Raw genomic sequence first — 11948 nt, forward strand, 5'->3', positions numbered from 1 at the left:
CGCAAAGCGGGGGAGGTGGCGCGATGCGAATACGCATCGTGACGGAGGGGGCGTGGGCGGGCAGGAGGGTTGGAGGCGCGGACGCCCCCTCCGTCGCGTCGCTGATAGCGACGCGCCACCTCCCCCGTTTCTCGGGGGAGGAGCAACCTCACAGGATCGGCCAGCGCTCGGCCGTGCGCTCGACGACGCGGGCCAGGAAGGCCACCAGGTCCGAACCCATGTCGGCCGTGAAGCCTTCGGGATCGGCCGAGCCGAAGGCCAGCAGGCCCTGGCGCGACGGCTCCCACAGGGCCATGCGGACCAGGGCCATGCTCTTGATCTCTTCGATGCGCTCGCCGAACAGGCCCAGCGCGGGGGCGTGGAAGCCCATGCGGGCCACGCCGTGGTCGCCCATGGTCATGTCGATCTGGCCGGCGATCAGGCCGTGCCAGCCGGCGGGCACCCGGCCCGGGCCTTCCAGAACGACGACGCCGGCGGCCAGGCCGAAGCGCAGGATGGCCATCTCGTCGACCCGGCGGGCCAGGTCGGAATGGTTGCGGGCGTCCAGCAGGTCGATCACCGCGGCGTGGGTCTGGGCCTGGGCCGAGAAGTTGGCGCGGGCGGTGGCCTCGATCTGGCGGCGGACCAGGGCCTCGCGCTCGTGGGCGGCCGAGACCCGGGCCAAGGCGGCGGGACCGAAGTCGACGATGTTGCTGGCGTCTGGACGCAGGCCCAGGTCGCTGAGCAGGTCGGGATCGCCGTGCAGGAAGTCGGGCTCGGCCAGCAGGAAGTCACGGATGATCGCGGGATCGACCGGCAGGGGCTGCCTGGCTTGCGTCGCGTCGGTCATGGGGCGGGCCTACTCCGTTCACACTTCGTCCCCATATGCGGTCACAGCCGGGGACGGGGTCGATGAAGCCCCAGTTCGGTTAACAGCCGCTTGATAGGGCGGCGACGGCTCCTCTCGACCTGGGGATCTTTCCGAGGCAGAACCCAAGTCCCTTCGTGTCAGGTCCCATGCCCCGCATAGCCTCCGTCCTGCTGCCCATGCCGCTGCCCGAGGCGTTCGACTACGCCGAGCCGGAAGGCCTGGGGCTGGAAGTCGGCGACCACGTGACCGTGCCGCTGGGGCCGCGCGTGATTCGCGGCGTGGTCACCGCCCTGCGCGATGGGACGGGCGGCAACCGGCCGCTGAAGCCGGTGCTGGAGCGGGTGGACGACCCGCCGCTGCCGCCGGGCGTCCTGACCTTCATCGAGTGGGCGGCGCGCTATTCGGTCGACATCCCCGGCTGGCCCCTGGCCATGGCCCTGCGCGGCCTGCGCCATCCGCCCGCCAAGCCCGACAAGGCCCTGGCCCTGACCGGAGCCCAGCCGGCCAAGATGACGCCGGCGCGGCTGAAGGTGCTGGCGGCCGCCGAGCATGGCCCGATGGCGTCCGGCGCCCTGGCGACCGCCGCCGGCGTCTCGACGGGCGTCGTCAAGGGGCTGGTCGACGAGGGCGTGCTGGCCGTCACCTGGATCGAACCGGACACCAGCTTCCCCCAGCCCGACCCGTCCCTGCCGCCCCAGACCCTCAATCCCAGCCAGCGGGCCTCGGCCGACGTGCTGACGCAGATGCTGGGCGACGGCGGCTTCCAGGCGGCCCTGCTGGACGGGGTGACCGGCTCGGGCAAGACCGAGGTCTATCTGGAGGCCGTGGCCGCCGCCCTGGCCGCCGATCCCGAAAGCCAGGTGCTGATCCTGCTGCCCGAGATCGCCCTGACCCAGGCGGTGATGGCCCGCTTCGAGAGCCGGTTCGGCGCGGCTCCGGTCGAGTGGCATTCGGGCGTCTCGCCGCCCAAACGCCGCAGGGCCTGGGAGGGCGTGGCCACCGGCGCGGCGCGGATCGTGGTCGGGGCCCGCTCGGCCCTGTTCCTGCCCTTCCGCAAGCTGCGGCTGGTTGTCGTCGACGAGGAGCACGACGGCTCGTTCAAGCAGGAGGAGGGCTTCATCTACCAGGCCCGCGACCTGGCCGTGGCCCGCGCCAAGATCGAGGGGGCGCTGGTGGTGCTGGCCTCGGCCACCCCGTCGCTGGAAAGCCTGTGGAACGCCCAGCAGGGCCGCTATCGCTGGCTGCGGCTCAGCGCCCGCCACGGCGCGGCCCAACTGCCCGACATCGACCTGATCGACATGCGCGAGACCCCGCCGGAGCCCGGCCGCTGGCTGTCGCCGCCGTTGGTCAAGGCGGTGTCGGTGGCGCTGTCGCGCGGCGAGCAGTCGCTCTTGTTCCTGAACCGCCGGGGCTATGCGCCGCTGGTGCTGTGCAAGGCCTGCGGCGAGAAGATGAAGTCGCCCGACACCGACAGCTGGCTGGTCGAGCACCGCTATACCGGGCGCCTGGTCTGCCACCTGACCGGCTTCTCGATGAAGAAGCCAGACGCCTGCCCGCACTGCGGGGCCAAGGACAGCCTGACCTCGATCGGACCCGGGGTGGAGCGGGTCGAGGAGGAGGCGCGCCACCTGTTCCCTGACGCCCGGGTGGCGGTGTTCTCGTCCGACACGGTGTTCGACGCGGCGGGCGCGCGGGCCCTGGTCGAGAGCATGGCGGCCGGCGAGATCGACATCCTGGTGGCCACCCAGGCCGCCGCCAAGGGCCACAACTTCCCGAACCTGACCCTGGTGGGCGTGGTCGACGCCGACCTTTCCCTGCGCGGCGGCGATCTGCGGGCCGGGGAGCGGACGTTCCAGCTGTTGGCTCAGGCGGCGGGCCGGGCCGGGCGGCACGAGAAGCCGGGCCGGGCGCTGCTCCAGACCTACGCCCCCGAGCACGGGGTGCTGCAGGCCCTGAAGGCCCAGGACCGCGACGCCTTCGTCGAGGCCGAGATGGCCATGCGCCAGGAAGCCGGCCTGCCGCCGTTCGGACGGCTGGCGGCGGTGATCGCCACCGGCCCCGATCCTGCGGCGCTGGAGGCCTATTGCAACGCCCTGGCGGCCGCGACGCCCAATGCCGAGGGGGTGGAGGTGTTCGGCCCCGCCGACGCGCCCCTGGCCCTGGTGCGCGGCCGGCGGAGGAAGCGCTTCCTGGTGCGGGCGGATCGGTCGGTGGACCTGCAGGGCTTCCTGGCCGCCTGGCGGGCGCGGGCCAAGGTCCCCAACTCGGTGCGGGTGGTGTTCGACGTGGACCCGTACAGTTTTCTCTAAGCACCGCGCCTGTCTCCAGTCGCGTCTCCGGCCTAAACCGGTTCCTTCTCCAGCACCGGCTCCGGTCCCGGCTGACGCCCGCGCAGCGGCAGCTCCGGGATCAGGAAGATCACCACCAGCCCCAGGGCGATCACCAACAACCCGGCGGCGAACACGCCGGTGATGGCGTGGGTCAGGGCCTGGGCCAGGCCCGCGTCGGCCTGACGGGCCGCGCCCCCGGCGCCAATGGGGGCTGTGGCCTTCAGCGCCAGGCCCTGCAGGGAGCCGAGGTCGAAGCCCTGGCCCTCGTCGGCCAAGCGATGGGTCAGCAGGGCGCCGAACAGCGCCACCCCGATCGTCGAGCCGATCTGGCGGAAGAACTGGTTGGAGCTGGTGGCCACGCCGATGTCGCGCACCTCGACGGCGTTCTGGGTGGCGATGTTGAACATGCTCTGGCCAGGCCCCAGCCCCAGGCCGACGATGGCCATCCGCCAGCACAGGTCGGGCAGGCTGGTGTGGACGGTCACCCGGGTCAGCAGCCCGATCCCCACAAGCAGCAGCACCGCCCCGCCGATCATCAGCGGCTTGTAGCGGCCGGTCTTGCTGACCACCTGGCCGGCGGCGGTCGAGGCGACGATCAGCCCGCCCATCAGCGGCAGGATGGCCAGACCGCTGGTCGTGGCGTTCACGCCCAGGCCCAGCTGCATGTAGAGCGGCAGGTAGGTCACCACGCCCAGGAAGGCCATGGAGATCAGGAAGCCCGCCAGGTTGGAGGTGGCGAACACCGTGTTGCGGAACAGGCGCAGCGGCACCAGCGGGTTGCTGACCTTGGTCTGGGCGTAGAGGAACAGAGCCAGCGCCACGGCCGAGAAGGCGAACAGGCCCAGGCTCTGGGGCGAGCTCCAGGCGAAGTCGTGCCCGCCCTGGCTGAGGGCCAGCAGCAGCGGCACGAAGGCGGCGACCAGCAGGATCGCGCCGACATAGTCGACCGCGCCGGTCCGCCGGTGCTCCAGCGGCGGCATTTTCACCAGGATCATGAACAGCGACAGCAGGCTGAGCGGCAGGTTGACGTAAAATACCCAGCGCCAGCCGGCGATCACGTGGCCGCCCAGGTGCACCGTCCCGTGGTCGGTGAAATAGCCGCCGATCAGCGGGCCCAGCACGCTGGCCAAGCCGAACACCGAGCCGAAGATGCCGGCGAACTTGCCCCGCTCGCGCGGCGGATACAGGTCGGCGATGATCGCGAAGGCGGTGGTGAACAGCGCCCCGCCGCCGATCCCCTGCAGGGCGCGGAACACGATCAGCTGGACCATGCCGCTCATGCCCAGCACCGTCCCGAACTCGCCCGACAGGCCCGACAGCCACGAGCCGGCCAGGAAGATGGCGATGCCGGCCAGCAGCACCGGCTTGCGGCCGTAGATGTCGCCCAGCTTGCCCCAGATCGGCACCATCACCGTCGAGGTCAGCAGATAGGCGGTGGTCACCCAGGCGTAGAGGGTCAGGCCATTCAGTTCGGCGATGATCCGCGGCATGGCCGTGGAGACCACCGTCTGGTCCAGGGCGCTGAGCAGGAAGACGATCATCAGCCCGACCAGGGTCAGCCGGCGCTCGGTGTCGGTGAAGGTCTGGGCGGTCATGCTGTTCCCACTTACGTCACTGGGCCGCTTCATGCGGGCGAGCTTGGCGGTTCGCAAGCCGGAACGGCCCTCCCCCCGTGGGGGAGGTGTCGGCGCGGCCGACGGAGGGGGGAGTGGTCGGCAGTCGGCCGCCGCCCGGATCGACGATCCCAAAACTCCCCCCACCGATCGCTTCGCGATCGCCTCCCCGACAGGGGGAGGGGCGACGCTCCCTAGTGGCCCTTCTTCCCGCCCTTGCGGCGTGACATCATGTTCAGGCCCTCGACCCCGGCCGAGAAGGCCATGGCGGCGTAGATGTAGCCCTTGGGCACATGCACCCCGAAGCCCTCGGCGATCAGCACCGTGCCGATCATCAGCAGGAAGCCCAGGGCCAGCATGACCACGGTCGGGTTGGCGTTGATGAAGTTGGCCAGCGGGTCGGCGGCCAGCAGCATCACGCCGACCGCGACGATCACCGCCACGATCATGATCGCCAGGTGATCGGTCATGCCCACGGCCGTCAGGATCGAGTCGATCGAGAACACGATGTCCAGCAGGATGATCTGGAAGATCGCCCCGCCGACATTGGAGATCGCCGCCGTCTTGACGTCCGGCGCGGACTCGTCGGCGTTGGGATCGACGCTGTGATGGATCTCCTTGGTCGCCTTCCAGATCAGGAAGATGCCGCCGGCGATCAGGATCAGGTCACGCCACGAGAAGGCCGTCTCGAAGCTGGGTTCGCCGTGCGACAGCGGGCCGGCGATCCCCAGGTCGAACACCGGGGCGGTCAGGCCGACGATGAAGGCGATGGTCGACAGCAGGACCAGCCGCATGATCAGGGCCAGGGAGATGCCGATCCGGCGAACCCTCTGTCGATGTTCGGGCGGCAGCTTGTTGGAGAGGATGGAGATGAACACCAGGTTGTCGATGCCGAGCACGACTTCCATGACGATCAGGGTGACCAGGGCGGCCCAGGCGGCTGGGCTCGCGGCGAGAAGAAGGAGTTCGTTCATCGGACCGATCTAAGTTCGGGTTCGGAAAACGCGTCATCGCCTATCCCCTCGATAGGCGCCGTTCATGCAAGGAACGCGACGGAAGCCCCCAGGCTTCGCCAAACCGAGAGTCGACATGATGCCCGACGCCGCCAATATCAAGCCCCTGACGGCCCTTCGGTTCTTCGCCGCCTTCTGGGTGGTGATGTTCCATTATTGGCCAAACCTCTCGGCGGCGGTCCCGCCGGCGATGATCGGCAAGGGCTATCTGGGCGTCGAGGCGTTCTTCACCCTGTCGGGCTTCATCCTCTGCCACGTCTATCTGCAGGGCGTCGGGAACGGGCGGTTCCGCTATGGCGACTTCCTGTGGAACCGGTTGGCGCGGGTCTATCCGCTGCACCTGGTCACCCTGGCGGGGGTGGGGCTGATGGCCGCCGCCGCGGGCCTAGCCGGGCTCGCCGTCGACCGCAACATGCTGGCCTGGAGCGCCCTGCCGGCCAATCTGCTGCTGGTCCAGGCCTGGGGCTTCGCGCCGGTCTCGGGTTGGAACCATCCGTCGTGGTCGATCTCGGCCGAGTGGTTCGCCTATCTCTGCTTCCCGGCCTTCGGCTGGGCCGCCTGGCGGCTGCGGGCGCGGCCGCGCCTTGCCGTCGGCCTGGCCCTGGCCTTGATCGCGATCCTCTATCCCGTCTTTCAGACCCTGGCGGGCTTTCCGCTGACCGAGGCGACCATCCGCTGGGGCTTCCTGCGGATCGTGCCGTGCTTCGCCTATGGCTGCGCCCTGCACGCCCTGTGGCGCTCGGGCGCGGTCACCGGCCGCTTTTCGGGGGTGGGCGCCTGCTTGGCGGGCGCCGCCGTGCTGCTGGCCGTGCACTTCAACGCGCCCGATCAAGTGATCGTCATGACGCTGGGCGGGCTGATCGTGACCCTGGCCGGCCTGGCCGCGACCGGGTCGCGCGTCGCGACTCAGGCCCCGCTCGTGTATCTGGGCGAGATCAGCTACTCGACCTACATGATCTGCATCCCGTGGAAGATCCTGGCGGTCAATGCAGCGCTCAAGCTTTTGAAGATCGAGGGCGATCAGCTTCCGCTCTATGCTTGGCTGGTGGTGGTGGCTGCACTCGTTCCGCTGTCGGCGATCTCGTACCATCTGGTCGAGAAACCGGCGCGAGAACGAATGAAATCTTGGGCTAACGGCTGGCGGGAGCGACGACCTGCCACGGCGAAAGTCGGATAAACAGACTTTTCATCTTTCCCTGCGAGGGTTATCCCTTAACCCTAGTGACGCGGGGAGTACCCACAGCATGACGAAACGGACGAGAGCCCTCTGGGGTTCCCTGGCCGCTGCCGCCATGATCAGCCTTGTGCCGATGTCCGGCGCGGTCGCTGACGGGTATTGGCAGTGCGTTCCGTTCGCGCGTCTGATGTCGGGAATCCAGATCTTCGGTGACGCCCGCACCTGGTGGAGCCAGGCCGTCGGCAAGTACGACACTGGTTTCGTCCCCCGCGCCGGGGCCGTCCTCTGCTTCAAGCCCACGGCCCGCATGAACCTCGGCCACGTCGCCTTCGTCAGCCAGGTGCTGACCGACCGCGTGATCCAGGTGACCCACGCCAACTGGTCGATCATCGACGGCGGCCGCGGCCAGGTCGAGCAGGACGTCACCGTGGTCGACGTCTCGCCGGCCGGCGACTGGAGCGAGGTCAAGGTCTGGTACGATCCGATCCGCGACCTGGGCACCACGGTCTATCCGACCCACGGCTTCATCTACCAGAACAACCAGGCGGTCACGATCGCCGCCGCGACCAGCAAGCTGGCCCTGGCCCAGAACGCCGCGGTCTCGCTGGCCAAGTCGGCCGCCAACCAGGTCGCCGCTTCGGTCCGCGCCAGCTCGCCGCTGGACATGATCAACCAGGCCGCCGACTCGACCGACCGCATCGCCGCCCTGATCGCGCAGTCGCAATCCCAGTCGTCGTCACAAGACACCGACAAGCCGCAAGCCGCGCGTTGACGCCGTGCGCGCTCTGGGCCATGCCCAGCGCGTGAGCAAGGCCATTTCCATATGCTGAGGGTGCTGCGCCACGGCGCGCCGGGTTTCGAGCCCGGCGGCTTGACGCCCGACTGGGCGCTGCCCGCCGACGCGGTGTGGATCGAGCTGGTCGATCCGACCCGCGCCGAGGAGGTGGCGGTCGAAAAATCGATCGGCCTGCTGCTGCCCACCCGCGAGGAAATGTCCGAGATCGAGGCCTCCTCGCGCCTCTACCAGGAAGACGGCGGCACGTTCATGACCGCCACGGTGCTGGTCAACGCCGACGGCGACCTGCCCACGGCCGCGCCGGTGACCTTCGTGCTGACCGGCCAGCGACTGGTCACCATCCGCTATGTCGAGCCCAAGGCCTTCGCGGTGTTCGCCGCCCAGGCGGAGCGCCAGCCCAGCCTGTGCCCCAGCGGCGCCCAGACGTTCCTGGGGCTGCTGGACGCGATGATCGACCGCACCGCCGACATCCTCGAGCGCACCTCCGCCGAGGTCGAGGCCCAGTCGCGGATCATCTTCAGCCGGCCGCGCGGCACGGCGTTCGAGGCGATCCTCAACCGCCTGGGTCGAGCTCAGATCATCAATTCCAAGGCCCGCGACAGCCTGGTCAGCCTGGCTCGCTTGCTCAGCTTCGCCGCCCTGGCCGACCAGTTCGCCGGCGAAAAGGAACTGCGCGACCATCTCAAATCGCTGCAGCGCGACGTCGTGTCGATCACCGACCATTCGGGCTATCTGTCGGGCAACATCACCTTCCTGCTCGACGCGGCCCTGGGCCTGATCAACATCGAGCAGAACGCCATCTTCAAGATCTTCTCGGTGTTCTCGGTGATGTTCCTGCCGCCGACCCTGGTGGCCGGCATCTACGGCATGAACTTCGTCCACATGCCCGAGCTGGCCTGGCTGCACGGCTACCCGTTCGCCCTGCTTCTGATGATCATCGCCGCGGCCGGGCCGCTGCTATGGTTCAAAAGACGCGGATGGCTTTGACTTTTCGGGACAAACCGAACCTTTCCTTAAAGCTGTGCTGCCAGGCTCGCTGAAAATAGAGCCCTTCGCATGTCCGCCGTCCCCTCCACCCCGCAGAGCCTGATCCGTTCGCTTCCGCCCAAAGCGCTGAAGGCCGCGATCGAGGCGCACGCCCGCTACCTCAAGGGGTTGCCGGCCGGGACTCGGGCCAACCTCTCCTATGTCGATCTCGACAACGTCAATCTGGAGGGCGTCGACCTTTCCGAGGCCGACCTGACCGGCGCCCGCCTGTCCGGCGCCCTGCTGGCGCGCGCCGTCCTGGCCCGGGCCACGCTCTACGGGGCCGACCTGCGCGACGCCGACCTGCGCGAGGCCAACCTCGCGCGCTGCGACCTGCGCGGCGTCTGTCTGCGCGGGGCCAATCTGAGCGGCGCCGACCTTTCCGGCTGCGACCTGCGCGAGGGCGTCACCGCCACCCAGGACAGCGTCGAAGGCTTCAAGATCCTGCAGCACCGGGCCCGCCGCGGCGAGCTGGGCCATGCCGTGATCCGCGGGGCCAAGCTGGACGGCGCTCAGGTGGGCGGGGGCTTCGCCCAGGTCGCCGACCTGACCGACGCGGATCTGTCCGGGGTCAGCCTGCAGGGCGCGCGGCTGAACCGGGCGACCTTGAACGGCGCCAACCTCACCCAGGCCAACCTCCACAACGCCGACCTCAGCGGCGCGTCGCTGCGCCGGGCGGTGCTGACCGGCGCCGACCTAGCCGGAACCACCTTCGACGGCGCCGACCTGACCGAGGTGCTGCGCGCCCCGCCGCCGCTGATCTATGTCGACGACGCGCCCCTGCACGAGGTGCTCGAGGCGCACGAGCTCTATGTGACCAGCGAGGGCGCCGACGGCGCGATCGCCAAGATCCCGATGGTCGACTTCCGGCCGCTGAAGCGCTTGCGCAAGCGACGGCTGGCCGGCCTGTCCGCCCCGGGGGCGATCTTCTTCGGCATGGACCTGGAGAACGTCGAGCTGCAGGGGGCCAACCTGGCCGACGCCGACCTGCGCGGGGTCAATCTGCGCGGGGCCGACTTGCGCGGCGCCCGGCTGGTCGGCGCCCAGCTGTCGCGGGCCGACCTCTCCGGGGCCAAGCTGGGGCCGCTGGCCATCGCCCCGGGCCGCGTCCTGCGCACCGACCTCAGCCGCGCCGTGCTGCGCGGCGCCGACCTGACCGGCGCCGGCGCCCGCCGCGTCCGTCTGATCGACGCGGACCTGACCCGGTGCAAGCTCGACGGCTGCGACCTGACCAGCGCCGAATTGCCGGAAGGGTTCGAGGTCTAGGATCCGCCCTCGATGCGGGTCCCTCACCTTCCCAGCGTGTAGCGGACGCCGAGGGTCGCGCTGAACTGATCCGGCGAGCCCAGGTCGGCGACGATCGGGCTGTCGGCCGCGTCGCCGAGCAGCCGACGATATTGACCGACGGCCGCCACGCTCCAATGGCGGCTCACGCGGCGCTCCGCGCTGACCACGAGGCCGGCGGTCCAGGCGGCGCCGTCAGGCGCGTAGGGCGTGATCCCGAACGGACTGCGGGCGGCGTCGGCCGGATCGACGCTGAAATAGGTGCGGATGAATTTGTCCTCGCCCCAGGACAGCCGTGGCCCGACCGACACGACGAGCGGCGCCTCGCGCCAGATGAAGTCGGCGCCCAGGTCGGTCACCCATGCGCCGTGGCCGCCGAATCCGTGACGGGCCTCGCCGCGAAGGCGCAGCCAATCCTTGGGCCAGTAGTTCACGAAGGCGCCGGCTTCGACCGTTCCATCGATCTTCGCGAAGCCTTTCAGGTCGCCGTCGTCGTCGCGCCCGGAGCGCCAGCGCCCTGACAGGCCGGCCGACCAGTCCTGGCCGCCGAACAGACCAAGGCTCACGCCGTCGTCCGGAGCGCCGAAGGTGGGCTGTCGCCCCCGCCGCGAAATGTTGATGCTGCCGCTTGGCCGCAGGCGATAGTCGTCCGAGCCCATGTAATCGGGCGCGAAGCGCAGGCCGATGCGCAGGTTGCTCAGCGACCAGCCCAGGACGGTGGCGTCCGCCACGTCCGAAACCTGCGCGTCGGCGGGCGCCGCGGACAGCGCGAAGGCCGCCGCGATCGCCGCCGCTGAAGAGCGGGCGAAGCCGCTGTTTCTCGAAACCTGGCGCGCGCCAGCGGTGGAACGGAGCACGGCCTAGCCTCCTTGACGCTGGAAGCGTCAGCCGTGCGGCGGGCCCCGCCAATGCGGGCAAACCCGTGGATAGGCTTCGTCGACTATGGACAAGGTTTGAAGGGAGGCGGGGCGAAACGAACCTGCGCCCCGCCCGCTACATCCGCTTCTTCAGCGGCGCCAGGTCCGGATAGGCCGGCTCGCGGCCCTGGGCCTTGGCCTGGAAGGCCTCCATCATGTGCGGCGGCGAGAACATGCCGGTCTGCCAGGTGGCGATGTAGTCCAGGCCGTCCTTGATGGTGTGGTCGCGGGCGTAGTTGATCATCACCTTGCTGCCGGCCACGGCCAGCGGCGACTTGGACGCGATCTCGCGGGCGGTCGCCAGGGCGTGGGCGACCACCTCCTCGTGGGTGGCGAACACCTCGTTGACCAGGCCGATGTCGCGCGCCCGGGCGGCGGGCAGGCGGCGACCGGTGTAGGCCAGCTCGCGCACCCAGCCCTCCGGAATCAGCTTGCACAGGCGCGGGAAGGTGCCGACGTCGGCGGTCATGCCGATATTGATCTCGTGGATCGTGAAGAAGGCGTCGGCGCTGGCGTAGCGGATGTCGCAGGCGCTGGTGAAGTCGACCGCCCCGCCGATGCAGCCGCCCTGGATGGCGGCGATCACCGGCATGCGCGCCTCGTCCAGGCAGCTGAAGGTGTCTTGCAGGTGGTGGACATGGCGTCGGAAGCTCTCGGCGGCCACGAAGCGGTCGGCCGGCTCGCCGCCGGTCACGCCCTCGCCGTCGGTGAACACCGACAGGTCCATGCCGGCGCAGAAATGCTTGCCGGTCGAGGAGATGACGATGCAGCGGGCCCGGGCGTTATCGTTGATGTCGCGGATGATCGCCGGCAGCTCGTTCCAGAACGCCCGGGTCATGGTGTTGAGGGCTTCCGGGCGCTTAAGGCGCAGATGCGCCACGCCTGTCTCGATCTCGACATCGAAGCAGCTATAGTCTGGCTTGTCCTGCACGCGCGTTTCTC

The 11948-nt window shown here is 69.6% G+C and carries 10 protein-coding genes; 5 read left to right on the forward strand and 5 right to left on the reverse strand.

Annotated features, from left to right (window positions below):
* Positions 1-148: 148 nt before the first annotated feature.
* Positions 149-829, reverse strand: coding sequence for a DUF484 family protein (locus ASD21_RS10270; protein WP_056440292.1), 681 nt, complete (start codon positions 827-829; stop codon positions 149-151).
* 167 nt (positions 830-996) lie between these two features.
* Here ASD21_RS10270 and ASD21_RS10275 point away from each other — a divergent pair, with 167 nt between their 5' ends.
* Complete coding sequence (locus ASD21_RS10275; RefSeq protein ID WP_056440294.1) at positions 997-3159, forward strand: primosomal protein N'; 2163 nt, start codon at positions 997-999, stop codon at positions 3157-3159.
* Between the two features lie 32 nt (positions 3160-3191).
* Here ASD21_RS10275 and ASD21_RS10280 read toward each other — a convergent pair whose 3' ends face one another.
* Entirely contained in the window at positions 3192-4775 is a 1584-nt protein-coding gene (locus ASD21_RS10280; protein ID WP_056440296.1) for an MDR family MFS transporter, read from the reverse strand.
* A gap of 212 nt (positions 4776-4987) precedes the next feature.
* Complete coding sequence (locus tag ASD21_RS10285) at positions 4988-5767, reverse strand: TerC family protein (RefSeq protein ID WP_056440298.1); 780 nt, start codon at positions 5765-5767, stop codon at positions 4988-4990.
* Positions 5768-5885: 118 nt separating this feature from the next.
* Between ASD21_RS10285 and ASD21_RS10290 the strand changes: the two genes are divergently transcribed.
* From ASD21_RS10290 to ASD21_RS10305, 4 genes are all read left to right on the forward strand, one after another.
* The gene (locus tag ASD21_RS10290) at positions 5886-6983 is read left to right on the forward strand and encodes an acyltransferase family protein (protein WP_056441132.1); all 1098 of its coding nucleotides are present in this window, start codon (positions 5886-5888) and stop codon (positions 6981-6983) included.
* A 67-nt stretch (positions 6984-7050) separates the two neighbouring features.
* Positions 7051-7755: a CHAP domain-containing protein gene (locus ASD21_RS10295; protein ID WP_156390677.1), complete on the forward strand. Its 705-nt coding sequence runs from the start codon at positions 7051-7053 to the stop codon at positions 7753-7755.
* Between the two features lie 51 nt (positions 7756-7806).
* Positions 7807-8766, forward strand: coding sequence for a magnesium transporter CorA family protein (locus ASD21_RS10300; protein ID WP_056440302.1), 960 nt, complete (start codon positions 7807-7809; stop codon positions 8764-8766).
* 69 nt (positions 8767-8835) lie between these two features.
* Positions 8836-10071, forward strand: coding sequence for a pentapeptide repeat-containing protein (locus tag ASD21_RS10305; RefSeq protein WP_056440303.1), 1236 nt, complete (start codon positions 8836-8838; stop codon positions 10069-10071).
* Positions 10072-10094: 23 nt separating this feature from the next.
* Here ASD21_RS10305 and ASD21_RS10310 read toward each other — a convergent pair whose 3' ends face one another.
* Positions 10095-10946, reverse strand: a complete 852-nt coding sequence (locus tag ASD21_RS10310; protein WP_056440305.1) for a MipA/OmpV family protein — start codon at positions 10944-10946, stop codon at positions 10095-10097.
* A gap of 136 nt (positions 10947-11082) precedes the next feature.
* Positions 11083-11937, reverse strand: coding sequence for a crotonase/enoyl-CoA hydratase family protein (locus ASD21_RS10315; RefSeq protein WP_056441136.1), 855 nt, complete (start codon positions 11935-11937; stop codon positions 11083-11085).
* Positions 11938-11948: the final 11 nt, after the last annotated feature.

The sequence above is a fragment of the Caulobacter sp. Root1455 genome (assembly GCF_001426905.1).
Lineage (GTDB): Bacteria > Pseudomonadota > Alphaproteobacteria > Caulobacterales > Caulobacteraceae > Caulobacter.